This window comes from Nocardia sp. NPDC051981, assembly GCF_040680715.1.
Classification (GTDB): Bacteria; Actinomycetota; Actinomycetes; order Mycobacteriales; family Mycobacteriaceae; genus Nocardia.
Genome location: NZ_JBFAXK010000008.1, coordinates 106,762 through 124,980, shown reverse-complemented (window position 1 = coordinate 124,980; position 18,219 = coordinate 106,762). Strand labels below are relative to the sequence as shown.

The window sequence follows — 18,219 nt, the reverse complement described above, 5'->3', positions numbered from 1 at the left end:
CACACCGGTGGAACCGGAGGTGTAGATGACGTAGGCCGGGTGCTCCGGACGCAGCGGGCGCGCCCGCTCGGCGTCGGCGATCGCGGTGTCGGCGAACGCATTCAGATCCAGCTCGTCGAGCACCAGCCACTCGACCGAGTCCGGCATGTCCGCGCGCACCGATGCCACGGTGAGACCGACCGGCGAACCGGAGTCGGTGACCATGTGGGCGATGCGGTCGGCCGGGTAGTTCGGGTCCACCGGGACGAAGGCCGCACCGGTCTTGGACACCGCCCATTCGGCGAAGTAGGAGTCGTCCGACCGCGGCACTGCCACGGCGACCAGATCCTCGGCGCCGATGCCCCGCTCGATGAGCAAGCGCGCCAAGCGGTTCGAGCGCGCATCCAGCTCGCCGTAGGACAGACTCCTGCCCTGGAACACGACCGCGGTCGCGGCCGGATCGATGGCGACGGCGTCGGCGATGAGCTCGGGCAGCGTGCGCGCCGGGACGGCGGGCAGGCCGAAACGGGCCACCAGATCGGCGCGTTCGTCCTGGTCCAGGATGTCGATCGCGCCGACGCCGAGCTCCGGGTCGGCCGCGACGGCCTCGAGCACCCGCACCCAGCGCTGCGCGAATCCGGCCGCGGTGGCCTCGTCGAACAGGTCGGTGGCGTAGGTCAGCGCCAGCGCCATCCCGGAGTCCTGCTCCGACAGCGTGAACTGCAGGTCGAAGCGGGAGATGTTCTCGTCGAGGTCGAGCGTGGAGACGGTCAGCCCCGGCAGCTCGATGCTGGTGCGATCCAGGTTCTGGAACGCCAGCATGACCTGGAACAGCGGGTTGCGGGCCTGCGAGCGCTCGGGCGCGAGCAGTTCCACCAGCCGCTCGAACGGCACGTCGGCATTGCCGAAGGCGTCGAGGTCGGTGTGCCGCACACGGTCCAGCAGGTCGGTGAACGACTCGGCCGGGTCGATGCCGGTGCGCAGCACCAGGGTGTTGACGAACATGCCGACCAGGTCGTCCAGCGCGGCCTCACCGCGACCGGCGACCGGGGTGCCGACCGCGATGTCATCGCCGCCGGACAGCCGGGCCAGCAGCACCGCGAGGGCGCTGTGCATGACCATGAACAGCGACGAACCCCGGCGGCGGGCAACGTCTTCCAGCGCCGCGACGAGCTCCGGCGACAGCGTGCGCTGCAGCGTCGCGCCGCGATGCGAGGCGATGGCCGGGCGCGGGCGGTCGGTGGGCAGGGCCAGCTCGTCGGGCACGCCGCCGAGCACGCGCTGCCAGTAGGCCACCTGGCGGGCCATGATCGAGGACGAGTCCTCTTCAGAGCCCAGCACTTCGCGCTGCCAGACGGCGAAGTCGGCGTACTGGACGGCCAGCGGGGCCCAGCCCGGGACCGCGCCCTGGTTGCGCGCGGTGTAGGCGACCATGACGTCGCGCGCCAGCGGGGACATCGAGAAGCCGTCGCCCGCGATGTGGTGCACGACCACCACGAGCACGTGCTCGGTGGCGTCCTCGCCGCCGACGCGGAACAGGCGGGCGCGCAGCGGAACCTGTTCGGCCACATTGAAGCCCAGCGTGGCGAAGGCGGTCACGGTGGCGGTCACGTCCCCGGCCGCGACGGTGACCGGCCGCAGGTCGAGGGCGATCTCCTCGGCCGGGACGACCACCTGCATCGGGGTGCCGCCGTGCTCCGGGTACCGGGTGCGCAGCGACTCGTGCCGGCGGACCACGTCCGCGACCGCGAGTTCCAGTGCGGCGGTGTCGAGTTCGCCGGTGAGGCGGATGGCCAGCGGCAGGTTGTAGGCCGCCGAGGAGGTGTCGTACTGGTTCAGGAACCACATGCGCTGCTGCGCGAACGACAGCGGCGCCGGCTCCGCTCCACCTCCCTGCGCTTCGGGATTCCTCGTCCGGGCCACCAGCTTGGCGCGGGACGCGCCGTCGGCGTGCGATTCGATGCGGGCGGCCAGGGCCTCGACCGTGGTGGCCTCGAACAGGGTGCGCACCGCGACCGTGGTGTCCAGGGCCGCGCCGATGCGCGACACCACCCGGGTGGCGATGAGCGAGTTGCCGCCCAGGTCGAAGAAGTCGTCGTCCAGGCCGACCCGCGGTAGATCCAGGACCTCGGCGAAGACGGCGGCGACCGTCTCCTGCACCGGGGTCTCCGGGGCGCGGAAGGCCCGCGCCTGCGCGGCCGGGGCCGGGAGCGCCCGGCGGTCCAGCTTGCCGTTGACGGTCAACGGGATTCGGTCCAGCACCACGATGGCGGACGGGACCATGTAGGACGGCAGCAGCTCGGCCGCGCCGTCGCGGACCGCGTCCACGGCCGGCGCGATGCCGTTCTCCGGCACCACGTAGGCCACGATGCGCTGATCGCCCGGCTGGTCCTCGCGCACGATGACCGCGGCCTGCGCCACGCCCGCCTGGGCCAGCACGGCGGACTCGATCTCACCGAGCTCGATGCGGAAACCACGCACCTTCACCTGATCGTCGGCGCGGCCCAGGTATTCCAGCTCACCGAAACGGTTCCAGCGGGCCACGTCGCCGGAGCGGTACAGCCGCTCGCCCGGGATACCGAAGGGGCTGGCCACGAAGCGGGCCGCGGACAGGTCCGGGCGGCCCAGGTAGCCGCGCGCCAATTGCGGTCCGGCGACATACATTTCGCCCGCGACACCGACCGGCACCGGGTGCAGGCGGTCGTCGAGGACGTAGACGCGCAGGCCCGCGATGGCCCGGCCGACCACGGAACCGGTGGCGGCGGCGATGGTGTCGGCATCGAGCACGCGCACGGACACGTGCACGGTGGTCTCGGTGATGCCGTACATGTTCACCAGGTACGGCGAGGAATCACCGTGGCGGGCAACCCAATCCGACAGGCGGCGCAGCTCGAGCGCCTCACCGCCGAAGACGACGTAGCGCAGTGCCAGCGACTGCTGGTCACCGGCGGCGGTATCCGATTCCCGGCTCGCCGAGGTAGCGATCCGGTCTGCCTCGGCCAGCTGGTAGAACGCCGACGGGGTCTGGTTGAGCACCGTGACCTGTTCGCGGCGCAGCAGTTCCAGGAACTGCTCGGGCGAGCGAGACACGTAGTAATCGACCACGACCAGCTTGCCGCCGAAGAGCAGCGGACCCCACAGCTCCCACACCGAGAAATCGAAAGCATAGGAGTGGAACAGCGTCCACACATCATCGGGACCGAAGCCGAACTCGCGATCGGTGTTCGCCATCAGCCGCACCACATTCCGATGCGCCACGGCCACGCCCTTGGGGCGGCCGGTGGAGCCGGAGGTGTAGATGACGTAGGCGACATGGTCCGGGCGCAGCGCGGACCGGCGTTCGGCGTCGGTGACCGGCCCGTCGGCCGCGTCCACGATATTGCCCGCCTCCAGCGAGAACCCGTCCAGCAGGATGGTGTTCAGCTCGGCCGCCGCTCCACTTCCCAGCGCTTGCTCGACCTGCACGGTCGAGTCGGTGATCACGCTGGTCGGCCGCGCGTCCGAGAGCACGTAGGCGATGCGGTCGGCCGGATATGTCGGATCGATCGGCACGTAGCCCGCACCGGTCTTGATCACGGCCAGCAGCGCCACCACCAGATCCGCCGAACGCGGCAGCAGCACCGCGACCAGCGATTCCGGTCCCGCGCCCTCGCCGATCAGGCGGCGCGCCAGCACATTCGCGCGGCGGTCCAGGTCGAAGTAGGTGAGCTCCTCGTCGCCGAAGCGCACCGCGACGCGCTCCGGATTCGCGGCCACCGCCAGGTCGAACAGGCTCGACAGGGTGGCGTCGGCCGCCACGAACCGGCTGGCCAGGGCGGCCAGCGGGTTGGCAAGGCGCTCGGCGGACGCGCCCAGCGCGAGCAGGGCGGCGGCCTCGGGCGCGATGCCCGAGGTGCCCTCGGCGACAGCGCGTTCGGCGTCGGCGACCGCGGCCCGCGCGGTCTGGGCCAGGGCGACGACGTCCTCGCCCGCGGAGACCCAGTGCTCGGCCACATTGTGGCGCTCGCCCTCGCCCAGCAGGTCGATATCGCCGATGAGCGCGGCCGGATCCTCGGCGACCGCGCGCAGGATGCGGACCAGGCGCTCGGCGAAGGAGATGACGGTCTCGGCGTCGAACAGGTCGGCGGCGTAGTTCCAGGACAGGCCCAGCGAGCCGTCGGCGCGCTCGCTCACGGTGAGCTGCACGTCGAACTTGGCCGTGCCCGGGTCGAATTCGACGACCTCGAGTTCCAGGCCGGGCAGCGCGACCGCCGCGGCGTCCTTGGCCCCGGCGGCCTCGAAGGTCAGCGCCACCTGGAACAGCGGGTGGTGCGCCTGCGAGCGGACCGGGCTGAGCACGTCGACGAGACGCTCGAACGGCACGTCGGCGTGCGCGAAGGCGGCCAGGTCGGTGCGGCGCACCTGGGCCAGCAGGTCGCGGAAGGCGGCGTCCGGCCGCACCTCGCTGCGCAGCACCAGGGTGTTGACGAACATGCCGACCAGGTCGTCCAGCGCGCGTTCGCCGCGGCCCGCGATGGGGGTGCCGATGGCGATGTCGGTGGCGCGGGACAGGCGCGCGGCCCAGGTGGCCAGGGCGGCGTGCACCAGCATGAACAGGGTGACGTCGTGCTCGCGGGCCACGCCGGTGAGGGCGCGGTGCAGCTCGGCGTCGATCGAGAAGTCGTAGGTGCCACCGGCATTGGTGGCGATCTCCGGCCGCGGGCGGTCGGCGGGCAGCTCGATCTGCTCGGGCAGGTCGGCCAGCCGGTCGGTCCAGTAGGCGATCTGCTGGGCCGCCAGGGACTCGGAATCGGTTTCCGCGCCGAGGATCTCGCGCTGCCACAGCGTGTAGTCGGCGTACTGCACCGGCAGCGGCGCCCAGGCCGGGGCCTCGCCGGTGCTGCGGGACAGGTAGGCGGCCACCACATCCCGCAGCAGCGGGCGCAGCGAGACGCCGTCCGCGCTGATGTGGTGCAGCACCAGCACGACCACGTGCTCGTTCTCGCTGAGGCTGAGCAGGGTGGCGCGGAACGGCAGTTCGCGGGTGACGTCGAAGAACACGCTCGCGAGCTGGGTGATGCGGGCGGTCAGGTCGGCCGCGGTGACGGTCTCGGTCCGCACCTCGAAGTCGACCTCGGACAGCGGCAGGATGCGCTGGTAGCCGTCCCCCTCGACCTCGGGGTAGATGGTGCGCAGCGACTCGTGGCGGGCCAGCACGTCGCCGATGGCGGCGGTGAAGGCGGCCGGGTCGATCGCGCCGGTGAGCTTCAGCGCCACCGGGATGTTGTTGACCGCGGTGCGGTTGTCGAAGCGGTTCAGGAACCACATGCGCTGCTGTGCGAGCGACAGCGGCACCAGCTCCGGGCGCTCCTGGGCGGCCAGCGCGGCGCGCGCGCCGGTGCCGACGCGCGATTCCAGTTGCGCGGCGAGGGAAGCCACGGTGGTGGCCTCGAACAGCGCGCGCAGCGGGATGTCGGCGTCCAGGGCGGCCGACAGGCGCGCGATCACCTGGGTGGCGATGAGCGAGTTGCCGCCGAGCTCGAAGAAGTCGTCGTCCAGGCCGACCCGGTCCAGGCCGAGCACGTCGGCGATGGTGCCGGCGACCGTCTGCTGCACCGGCGTGGCCGGGGCGCGGTAGGTCTTGGCGGCGAACGTCGGCGCGGGCAACTGCTTGCGGTCCAGCTTGCCGGAGGCATTGAGCGGGAAGGCGTCCAGCACCATGAAGGCGGCCGGGACCATGTAGGCCGGAAGCTGCTCGGACAGTTCGTCCTTGACCGCGTCGAGGTCGAGGTGACCGTCGGCGGCGATCAGGTAGGCGACCAGCTGATCGCCGGTGCGCTCGTCGGTGCGGACCACCACCACGGACTGGGCGATCGAGGGCAGCGCGCTGAGCGCCGACTCGATCTCGCCGAGCTCGATGCGCAGACCGCGCAGCTTCACCTGGAAGTCGGTGCGGCCCAGGTACTCCAGCTCGCCATGTCGCGTCCAGGTGACCAGGTCACCGGTGCGGTACATGCGGGCGCCGGCGCCGAAGGGGTTGGCCACGAAGCGATCCGCGGTCAGATCGGGGCGTGCCACATAGCCGGTGGCGAGCTGATCGCCCGCCAGATACAGCTCACCCGCGACACCCACCGGAACCGGCCGCAGACGCGAATCCAGCACGTACACCTGGGTGTTGAAGACCGGCGCGCCGATCGGCACCGAGGCCAGGTCGGCGTCGGTGACCTCGTGGAAGGTCACGTCCACCGCGGCCTCGGTGGGGCCGTACAGGTTGTGCAGGCGAGCACCGGTCAGTTCGCGCAGCTTCTGCGCGGTCGGCGCGGGCAGGCCCTCACCGGAGGCGAAGACATTGGTCAGGCTGACGCAGTCGGCCGCGCCCGGCTCGGCCACGAAGACCGCCAGCATGGACGGCACGAAGTGGGTGACCGTGACGCCCTCGCGGACGATGATCTCGGCCAGGTAGGCCGGATCGCGGTGGCCGTCCGGCTTGGCGACCACCAGGCGCGCGCCGACCTGCAAGGGCCAGAAGAACTCCCACACCGACACGTCGAAGGTGGCGGGGGTCTTCTGCAGGACCACGTCGTAGGCGGCCAGCCCGTACTGGGCGTGCATCCAGACGAGACGGTTCACGATCGCGGCGTGGCTCACGGCCACACCCTTGGGGCGGCCGGTGGAGCCGGACGTGAAGATCACATACGCGGTGTTCTGCGGCCGCAGCGGCGAGCGGCGTTCGGCATCGGCGACCGGGGTGTCGGCGAAGCCGGACAGGTCCAGCTCGTCGATCCGGACCTGGCGCGCGTCAACGCCTTCCAGGTCGTCGCCGGAGGTCAGCACGCAGACCGGCTGTGCGGTCTCGAGGATGTACTGGGTGCGCTCGGCCGGGTGATCCGGATCCAGCGGCACATACGCGCCACCGGCGACGGCGACGGCGTACATGCCCGCGACCAGGTCGATGGAGCGGCGCATGCCCAGCGCCACAAAGGATTCCGGTCCGACGCCCTCGGCGATGAGCCAGCGCGCGAGCTTGCGGACACGGGCCGCGAACTCGGCGTACGACAGACTTGTCCCCTCGAAGGTGACAGCAGTCGCTTCGGCAGTCAGCGCGACCTGCGCCTCGAACAGCGAAACCAGGGTCGCCGCAGCGCCTTCGGAGATCTCCGGCAGTGCGGCATCCAGCTCGAACGCGGTCTCGTTCCAGCCGACCAGCAGCTGGCGGCGTTCGGCCTCGCTCAGCAGCTCGACATCGCCGACCAGCTGGGTCGGATCCGCGGCCACGGCGGTGAGCATCGCCACGAAGCGCTGCGCGAAGACGTGGGCGTACTGCGCGTCGAAAAGGTCTGTCGCATAGACGAGTTCGGCATCCATGGCCGCGATGTCCGATTCGCGGCCCGCCGCGGCACCCTCGATGACCTCGCTCAGCGTCAGCTGCAGGTCGAACTTGGCCGACTGCTGGTCGATGGCCAGCTCGGACACGCTCAGACCCGGTAGCTCCAGCGAGGTGCGGCCCAGATTCTGGAACGACAGCATGACCTGGAACAGCGGGTGCCGGGCCTGCGAGCGGGCCGGGTTGAGCACCTCGACCAGCCGCTCGAACGGCACGTCCGCGTGGGCGAAGGCCTGCAGATCGCGCTCGCGCACGGTCTTCAGCAGGTCGGTGAAGCTGGTGCCGGCATCGACCGGCGACCGCAGCACCAGGGTGTTGACGAACATGCCGACGAGATCGTCGAGGGCCTGCTCGCCACGGCCCGCCACCGGAATGCCGACCGCGATGTCCTCGGTACCGCTCAGGCGCGCCAGCAGCGCGGCGAAAGCACTGTGCACCACCATGAACAGGGTGGTGCCATTGCTCTGCGCCACCCGGTTCAGCCCGGCGATGAGCTCGCCCGGCACCTGGAACCGGTGGGTGCCCGCGTCGTAGGACGCGACGGCCGGGCGCGGCTTGGCCGACAGGCGCAGCTCGTCCGGCAGGCCGGACAGGGTGCGGCGCCAGTAGTCGAGCTGCTCGGTGATGAGCGAACGCGGATCCTCTTCCGAACCCAGCGTTTCGCGCTGCCACAGCGCGTAGTCCGCGTACTGCACCGGCAGCTCGGTCCAGCCCGGGGTCTCGCCGTTGCTGCGCGCGATGTAGGCGGTCATGAGGTCGCGCACCAGCGGGTTCATCGAGAAGCCGTCGGCGGCGATGTGGTGGGCCACCAGCACCAGCACGTGATCGTCGGCCGCGAGGCGATAGGCGCGCAGGCGGACGGCGGTCTCGGTGGTGACGTCGAAGCCCCGGGCCGCGAAGTCGTAGACCGCGGCGAACAATTCGCCCTCGGTCACGTCCAGCACATCCAGTTCGGGGATGGCGCGGCCGGTGGGCAGCACCTTCTGGTAGGCGACGCCCTCGTGCGACGGGTAGAGGGTGCGCAGCGACTCGTGCCGCGCCACCACGTCGGCGATGGCCCCGCGCATGGCGTCGAGATCCAGTGCGCCGGTGAGCCTTACGGCCGCCGGGATGTTGTTGGCGGCCGACTCCGGATCGAACCGGTTGAGGAACCACATGCGCTGCTGCGCCAGCGACAGCGGCGGGTACTCCGGCCGGGACCGAACCGTGAGCGCCTGGCGCACACCGGTTCCCGCGTGCGACTCGACACGGGCGGCCAGCGCGGCCACGGTCGGGGCCTCGAACAGCACGCGCACGCCGATCTCGGCGTTCAGCGCGGCGGCCAGGCGGGCCACCACCTGGGTGGCGACCAGCGAGTTGCCGCCCAGCTCGAAGAAGTCATCGTCCACACCGACGCGCTCGACGCCGAGCAGGTCGGCGAAGATCTGCGCGATGATCTCCTCGATCGGGGTCGAGGGGGCGCGGAAACGCTTGGCCTCGAAGACCGGTGCGGGCAGCGCCCGGCGGTCCAGCTTGCCGGAGGCGTTGACCGGGAAGGCGTCCAGCACCACGAGCGCGGCCGGGACCATATAGGCGGGCAGCGAGCCGCTCAGCGCGGCCTTGACCGCGTCGACGTCCACGACCGCCTCGGCCTCACGCACCACATAGCCGACCAGCTGGTCACCGGCGTGCGCGTCGGTGCGCACCACCACGACCGACTGGGCGATGGCCGGCTGCGCCAGCAGCGCGGCCTCGATCTCGCCGAGCTCGATGCGCAGACCGCGCAGCTTGACCTGGAAGTCGGTGCGGCCCAGGTAGTTCAGTTCACCGTCGGCGGTCCAGGAGACCAGGTCGCCGGTGCGGTACATGCGGTCGCCGGAGACGAACGGGTTGGCGACGAAGCGATCGGCGGACAGGTCGGGGCGGCCGAGGTAGCCGCGCGCCAGCTGATCGCCCGCCAGATAGAGCTCACCCGCGACACCCGGCGCGACCGGGTGCAGGCGGGCGTCGAGCACATAGGTCTCGGTGTTCCAGACCGGGCGGCCGATCGGCACGAACACGGTGTCGGTGTCCACGACCTCGTGGTAGGTGACATCGACGGCCGCTTCGGTCGGGCCGTACAGGTTGTGCAGCCGCGCACCGGTCAACTGACGCAGCTTCTGCGCGGTCGGCGCGGGCAGCGCCTCACCCGAGGCGAAGACCTGCCGCAAACGCGGTGCGGGGACCGAGGAGTCGCCGTTCTCGTTGCCGAGGGTGGCGACGAACACCGACAGCATCGACGGCACGAAGTGGGCCGTGGTGATGCCGGTCTCGGCGATGACCTGGGCCAGGTACACCGGGTCGCGGTGGCCGTCCGGCCTGGCGACCACCAGGCGGGCGCCGGTCTGCAGGGGCCAGAAGAACTCCCAGACCGACACGTCGAAGGTGGCCGGAGTCTTCTGCAGGACAGCGTCGTTCGCGTCGATCGGGTACTCGTGCTGCATCCACAGCAGGCGGTTCACGATCGCACCGTGCTCGACCGCGACACCCTTCGGGCGGCCGGTCGAACCGGAGGTGAAGATGACGTACGCCGTGTGCTCCGGCCGGATCGCCTGTCCCCGTTCGGCATCCGTGATCGGCGCGTCGGAGTAGGCCTCCAGGTTCAGCGTGTCGACCTCGAGCACCGGCACATTGCGGCCGGTGACGAAATCGTCGCGGCTGGTGGTGAGGATCGCGACCGGGCGGGCGGTGTCGAGCACGTAGTCGATGCGCTCGTCCGGCTGATCCGGATCCAGCGGCACGTACGCGCCACCGGCCTCCAGCACCGCGTACATGGCGACGACCAGATCCAGCGAGCGCCGGATGGCCAGCGCCACATGCGATTCCGCGCCCACGCCCTGGGCGATGAGCTTGCGGGCCAGCTGGTGCACCCGCGCCGCGAACTCGGCGTAGGACAGACCCGTCCCCTCGAATTCCACGGCAGGCGCATCGGGGCTGGTCAGAGCCTGTGCTTCGAACAGCGAAACCAGCGTCGCGGCCTCGCCCTCCGGCAGCGCGGGCAGCACCCGCGCCAGGTTGAACGCGGTGTCGTTCCAGTCGTCGAGCACCCGCTCGCGCTCGTCGGCGACCAGCAGGTCGATATCGCCGAGCGGCCGGTCCGGGTCCGCGACCACGGCTGCCAGGATCAGGTCCAGGCGATGCGCGAAGGCCGCGATGGTGGGCTCGTCGAAAAGATCCAGCGCGTAGGAGATCTCGGCGGACATACCGGCGTTCTCGCCGTGGTCGTCCTGCGCCTCCTGCAGGGTCAGCTGCAGGTCGAACTTGGCCAGGCGGGCGTCGTAGTCGATGCCGTTGACCGAGAGCCCGGGCAGTTCCAGGCTGGCCTGCCGGGTGTTCTGGAAGGTCAGCATGACCTGGAACAGCGGGTGGCGAGCCTGCGAGCGGGCCGGGTTGAGCACCTCGACCAGCCGCTCGAACGGCACGTCCGCGTGCGCGAAGGCGTGCAGGTCGGTGTCGCGGGAGCGGGCCAGCAGGTCGGCGAAGGTCTCGCTACCGTCCACCTCGGTGCGCAGCACCAGGGTGTTGACGAACATGCCGATCAGGTCGTCGAGCGCGGCCTCACCGCGGCCGTGCACCGGGGTGCCGATGGCGATGTCGCCGGTCCCGGAGAGGCGGGCCAGCAGCACCGCGAGCGCGCTGTGCATGACCATGAACAGCGAGGCATTGTGCCGGCGGCCCAGATCCACCAGCGCCTGCTGGGTTTCGGCGGAGATGGCGAACGGGTAGGTGCCACCCTGGTAGCTGGCCACGGCCGGCCGCTGCCGGTCGGCGGGCAGCACCAGCTCGTCCGGCAGATCGGCGAGCGCGTCGGTCCAGTAGCGGATCTGCTTGGCGATCAGCGAATCCGGGTCGTCCTCGGACCCGAGCACCTCGCGCTGCCAGAGCGCGTAGTCGGCGTACTGCACCGGCAGTTCCGCCCAGGCCGGGGCCTCCCACGAGGTGCGGGCGGCGTAGGCGACCATGACGTCGCGGGCCAGCGGGCCCATGGACCAGCCGTCGGCACTGATGTGGTGGACCACCATGCCGAGGATGTACTCGGTCTCGCTGATCTCGAAAAGCGCTGCGTGCAAAGGCACTTCGTCGGTGACGTCGAAGGCCATGGTGGCCAGCTCCACCAGGTGGTCGATCAGATTCGACTCGGTGACCGGCACCGGCGTCAGATCGGGCACGATCTGCGCGGCGTCCAGCACCCGCTGCACCGGTCCGTGCGCGGTCTCCGGGAAGACGGTGCGCAGCGACTCGTGGCGGTCGATGACATCGATGACCGCGACCTGCAGGGCCGCGATATCGAGCTCACCGGAGAGCCGGATGGCGACCGGGATGTTGTTCACCGCCGAGGCGGTGTCGAAGCGGTTGAGGAACCACATGCGCTGCTGCGCCAGCGAAAGCGGGACCTCGCTGGGCCGCTCGCGGGCCACCAGGGCCTTGCGGCCGCCGTCGCCGACGTGCGATTCCACCCGGGCTGCCAGGGCTTCCACGGTCGCGGCCTCGAACAGCATGCGCACCGGCACGCGGGTGTCGAGGGCCGTGCCCAGTCGGGTCGCCACCTGGGTGGCGATCAGCGAGTTGCCGCCGAGTTCGAAGAAGTCGTCGTCGACGCCGACCCGGGCGATGCCCAGCACCTCGCCGAAGATCTGGGCGACGATCTCCTCGATCGGCGTTGTGGGAGCACGGAATTCGCGCACCTCGAAGCGCGGCGCGGGCAGCGCGCGGCGGTCCAGCTTGCCGGAGGCGTTCACCGGGAACGCGTCCAGCACCATGATCGAACCCGGCACCATGTAGGCGGGCAGGGTGCGCTGCAGCGAGGTCTTGACGCCGTCCAGATCCACCGGGCCGCCGGCCACGATGTAGGCGACCAGCTGATCGCCCGCCACGGTGTCGATGACCAGCACCACGGCCTGCTGCACCTTGGGGTGGTCCAGCAGCGCGGTCTCGATCTCGCCGAGCTCGATGCGCTGGCCGCGGAACTTCACCTGGAAGTCGGTGCGGCCGATGTAGTCGATGACGCCCGGGTCGTTGTGGTTCCAGCGCACCAGGTCACCGGTGCGGTACAGGCGCGAACCCGGCTCGCCGTACGGGTTGGCGACGAAGCGCTCGGCGCTCAGGTCCGGGCGGCCGAAGTAGCCGCGCGCCACCTGGACACCGCCCAGGTAGAGCTCACCCGGGACACCCGCGGGCACCGGGCGCAGGCCCTCGTCCAGCACGTAGGTCTGCGCGTTCCACACCGGACGGCCGATGGGCACCGAGGTGACCACGGGCGCGTCGATGGGCGCGTAGGTGGCGTGCACGGTGAATTCGGTCGGGCCGTACAGGTTGTGCACGGCCGCGGTGGAGAAGCGGCGGAAGGCGGTCACGGTGGCCGGGGGCAGCGCCTCACCGGCGACCAGCACCGCACGCAGCGACAGGCATTCGGCCGACGAGGCGCTGGAGGCGAACACGCTCAGCATGGACGGCACGAACGAGGTCATGGTGACCCGGTGCCGGCCGATGACCTCCGACAGGTACATCGGATCGCGGTGGCCGTCCGGCGCGGCGATGACCTGCTGCGCGCCCACGGCCAGCGAGCCGAACAGCTCCCACACCGAGACGTCGAAGGTGACCGGCGTCTTCTGCAGGATCACATCGGTGTCGTCGATGTCGTATTCGCGGGTGATCCAGGCGATCTGGTTGAGCACCGCGGCATGCGGGATGGCCACGCCCTTGGGGCGGCCGGTCGAGCCGGAGGTGAACAGCACGTAGGCGGCATTGGCCGGCCGCAGCGGCGCCAGCCGGTCCGCGTCGGTGACCGGGGCGGCGCTGTAGTCGCCCAGATCCAGCGAATCCAGGTGCAGCACCGGGCAATCCGAGGTTTCCACCGCGTCGTCGGCGGTGGTGAGCAGCACCACCGGCTCGGCGGTGCGCAGCACGTAGTCGGTGCGCTCGGCCGGGTGGTCCGGGTCGATCGGCACGTAGCCACCGCCCGCGGTGAGGGTGGCGTAGATGGCGACCAGCATGTCCACCGAGCGGCGGATGCCCACCGCGACCAGGGACTCCGGGCCCACGCCGGCGTCGATCAGCCTGCGCGCCAGGCGATTCACGCGCGCGGAGAACTCCGCGTAGCTCAGCTCCTCGGCGGGGCCGAACATGCTGCCGCTGCGCTCGCCCGGATCGAAGATCAGCGCGGTGGCGCCCGGCCGGATCCGCACCTGCCGCTCGAACAGGTCGAGAACGGTTGCGGCGGAGGGGAGTTCACGCGCGGTGTGGTTCCACGCGTGCAGCACGGTCTCGCGCTCACCGGCGTCGAGGACGTCGATGTCGCGCACCACGGTGTCCGGTGCGGCGACGGCGGTTTCGAGCACGCGCAGGTAGCGCTGCCCGAACTCGGCCACGGTCGAGGCGTCGAACAGATCGGTGGCGTAGGACAGCACCACCGCCAGCCCGGCCGGCTCACCGGCCAGGCCACGCTGCTCGGTCAGCGTCCACTGCAGGTCGAACTTGGCGATGTCGACCTCGAGCTCGTCCGCGGAGACGGTGAGGCCGGGCAGCTCCATGGAGCCGTGCGACATCTCCTGGAACGACAGCATGACCTGGAACAGCGGGTGCCGGGCCTGCGAACGGGTCGGGTTGAGCACCTCGACCAGCCGCTCGAACGGGACATCGGTATTGGCGAAGGCCGCCAGATCGGTCTCCCGGGTGCGGGCCAGGAAGTCGGTGAAGCGCTCGGCCCCATCCACCTCCGAACGCAGCACCAGGGTGTTGACGAACATGCCGATCAGGTCGTCGAGCGCCTGCTCACCACGACCGGCGACCGGGGTGCCGATGGCGATGTCGCTGGTTCCCGAGAGCCGGGCCAGCAGCACGGCCAGCGCGCTGTGCATGACCATGAACAGCGAAACACCCTGGGCGCGTGCCAAACCCGCCAGCCGGGCATGCAGCTCGGCCGGAATGTCGAAGGTGACGCGGGAGCCGTGGAAGCTCTGCACCGGCGGACGCTGACGGTCGGCCGGCAGGTCCAGCTGATCCGGCAGCCCGGCCAGCGCCCCACGCCAGTAGGCGATCTGGCGGGCGGCCATGGACTCGGCATCGGATTCCGAACCGAGCACCTCGCGCTGCCAGATGCTGAAGTCCTGGTACTGCACCGGCAGCGGCGCCCACGCGGGCTCCTGACCGGCCACGCGCGCCAGGTAGGCGGCGGTCATGTCGCGCGAGAGCGGCCCGAACGAGAAGCCGTCCGCCGCAATGTGATGCACCACGAAGGCGACGGCGAGATCGACCTCGCCGGCATCGAGCGCCGCCGCACCGGCGACCCGGAACACCCGCACGCGAATCGGCAGCTGGGTCGAGACATCGAAACCGGCGGAGGCGAATTCCGCCAGCGCGGACGGCAATTCGGCCTCGGCGAGATCGACGACCTCGATGCCCAGCTCCACCTCGGACATCGGCAGCACCTGCTGGAAGCCGCCGTCGCCGGACTCGGGGAAGATGGTGCGCAGGGACTCCTGGCGCGCGACCACATCGGCCAGCGCCAGCTGCAGGGCCTCGATATCGACCTGCCCGCGCAACCGCACCACGAACGGCAGGTTGTAGGTGGGGACGTTCGGGTCGAACTGGTTGAGGAACCACATGCGCTGCTGCGCCAGCGACAGCGGCACCCGGTCGGGGCGCTCCTGGGCCACCAGCGGAGTACGCGAAACATCGGACGGCCCAGCGGCTTCCACCCGCGCGGCGAGGCCCGCCACGGTCGGGGTCTCGAACAGCGCGCGCACACCCAGGCGGGTGCTGAACGCGGCCGAGATGCGGGCCACCACCTGGGTGGCGACCAGCGAGTTGCCGCCCAGATCGAAGAAGTTGTCGTCGACGCCGACCCGGTCGTGACCGAGCACATCGGCGAACACGCCCGCCACGATCTCCTCGGCGGCGGTGCGCGGCGCGCGGTAGCCGGCGGCATCCGCGCTGAACACCGGCTCCGGCAGGGCCTTGCGGTCCAGCTTGCCGGAGGTGTTGAGCGGGAAGGCGTCCAGCACCATGATCGACGCCGGAACCATGTAGGACGGCAGCTTCTCGGCGGCGAAACGGGTCAGCTCGGCCGGATCGATGGACTGGCCGGGGACCGGGACCACGTACGCGACCAGCTGCTGACCGGTGGCGGTGTCCATGACCAGGACGGCGGCCTGGCTGACGGCCGGGTGGGCCAGCAGGTCGGTCTCGATCTCGCCGAGCTCGATGCGCTGGCCGCGGAACTTCACCTGGAAGTCGGTGCGGCCGATGTACTCCAGCGCGCCCGCATCGTTCCAGCGGACGAGGTCACCGGTGCGGTACATGCGTTCGCCGGCGGGCGACAACGGGTTCGCGACGAAGCGGTCCGAGGTCAGATCCGGGCGGCCCTTGTACCCGCGGGCCAGCTGACGGCCCGCTAGGTAGAGCTCACCCGCGGCGCCGATGGCGGCGGGGCGCAGCCGCGAATCCAGAACGTAGACTTCGACATTCCACTCGGGCAGACCGATCGGCACCGTGACGGTGTCGGCGGCGGTGTTCTCCCAGTAGGTGACCGAGACCGCGGCCTCGGTGGGGCCGTACAGGTTGTGCAGGCCGGCCGAGGTGATCTCGCGGAAGCCCGCGCCGGTCTCCGGCGGCAGCGCCTCGCCGATCACGAAAACGTACTTCAGCGAGGCACACTGGGCCCGGGTGGCGTGCGTGACGAAGACCGTCAGCATGGACGGCACGAAGTCGGTGACCGTAACGCCATGGCGCTCGATCATCTCCGCCACGTACAGCGGATCGCGGTGGCCGTCCGGGGTCGCCACGATGAGCTTCGCGCCCACCAGCAGCGGCATGAAGTAGCCCCACAGCGACACGTCGAAGGTGGTGGCCGTCTTCTGCAGGTAGACATCGTCTTCGGTGAGCGGATACTCGTCGAGCATCCACAGCTCTTGGTTGACGATGGCGTGGTGGGTGACGGCGACGCCCTTGGGGCGGCCGGTCGAACCCGAGGTGTAGATGACGTAGGCGGTGTTGTCCGGGCGCAGCGGAGCCAGGCGATCCGCATCGGTCACCGGCTCCGCGGAGAAGCCGGAGACGTCGAGCGTGTCGATCTCCAAGCGCCGCACGGACTCCGGCAGCTCGAGCTCGTCGCGAGCGGTGGTCAGCACACAGACCGGTGCCGCGGACTCGAGGATGTAGGCCGTGCGGTCGGCCGGGTGATCCGGGTCGATCGGCACGTAGGCGCCACCGGCGCGCAGCACCGCGTGCATGCCGACGACCAGGTCGAGCGAGCGGCGCATGCCCAGGGCGACCAGCGACTCCGGGCCGACGCCGTCCTCGATGAGGAAGCGGGCCAGGCGATTGACGCGCGCACCGAACTCGGCGTACGTGAGCTGCTCGCCCTCGAACTCGACGGCGACGTTGTCCGGGGTCAGCGGAATCTGCTTGTCCAGCAACACCGGCAGCGTGGTGACCGGCACCTCGTGCGCGGCGGAGTTCCACTCCACCAGGGTGCGGGTGCGCTCGGCCGCGGTGGTGATGGGCAGGCCCCAGACGGGCTGCTCCGCCCCCGCCGCCAGGAAGCGGTCGAAGAACTCCAGGAACCGCGCGTGGTGACGCTCGGTCTCGTCCGCGGAGTACAGGTTGGGGTTGGTCTCGAAATCGATGTGATTCCGGGTGCCCTTCACCGACTGGTAGAAGTTGACGCCCAGATCCTCGATGGAGCCGGTGGACAGCACGCTGTATTCACCGGTGATGTCACCGAGTACGACCTCGTTGTGGAACAACATGATGTTGACCCACGGGCCGAAGAACTGCGAGCCCACCTCGCCGCCGGTGAACTCGCCACTGGAGTCGCGGCGAATGTCTTCGGCGCGGTAGCGCTGGTGACGCAGCGCACCCGACACCTCGACCTGCACCTGCTTGAGCAGATCGGTCACGGTCACGCCGTGACCGACGCGCAGGCGCAGCGGCACGATGTTCGAGGCGGCGCCGCCGGAGCGGCGCATGATCGCGGTGGTGCGCGCGGTCACCGGCAGGCTGAGGATGACGTCCTCGCTGCCGGTCCACTGCGCGAGATAGGCGGCGAAACCGGCGATGAGCAGACCCGCGGGCGACGATTCGTGGCGTGCCACGGCGTCGTCCAGCAGCGAGCTCTGGTCCTCGCTGAGCGCGCCCGTGGCGATCCGGTTGATGGCGGCCGGCGGCGCGGAGCGGCCGACCAGGCTGGTGCCGTCCTCGAGCCCGGCGACCCGCTCGGCCCAGTACTCCTTGTCCGACTTGAAGCGGCTGCTCTCGCGGTAGGCGAATTCCTGCTCGACCAGGGTGGGCAGGTCGGTCAGCTTGTGCGGCGCGGGCTCGACGCCCCGCACGTACGCGGTGTACAGCTCGGCGACGCGGGTCATGTAGGTCACCGCGCCGAAGCCGTCCAGCACGATGTGGTGGATGCGCGCGTACCAGTAGTAATGACCGTCGGCCAGCTTCAGCATGGCCGTGCGGATGAGGCGGTCCCGGGTGAGATCCAGCGGGGCGCTGTAGTCGGCGCGCATCCAGGCCTGGGCCGCGGCGGCCGGATCGGCCTCATCGGTCAGATCGACGTGGTAGATGGTGCGGTCCAGCGAGTGGTCCACCATCTGCATGGGCTCGCCGTCACGCTCGACGATGCGCAGGAAGCCCGACCCGAACTCCTCCGAGCCGTGGACCATGGCGCGTTCCAGCAACTCGAGGTCGAGTTCGCCGCGCAGTTCCACGTACTGGGCGATATTGATCGGGACCTGCGGGTCCAGGTGCTGGGCATACCAGATGCCGAGCTGCGCCGGCGACAGCGGGAAAAGTTCGCCCGATCCCGGTGCGATTTCGCTGCCAGCTTCGCCGATGCCGCCGAAATCCAGCCGGTCCAA

1 protein-coding gene (only partly in view) is annotated in these 18,219 nt (G+C 70.5%); it reads right to left on the bottom strand.

Annotated features, from left to right (window positions below; translation table 11 throughout):
- On the bottom strand, positions 1-18,219 hold the 5' end (the start) of the coding sequence (locus AB0L60_RS17100) for a non-ribosomal peptide synthase/polyketide synthase (protein WP_364614232.1). 26,145 nt of this gene lie to the left of the window's left edge; the window shows 18,219 of its 44,364 coding nt (coding positions 1-18,219); the start codon lies at positions 18,217-18,219; its stop codon lies beyond the left edge, outside the window.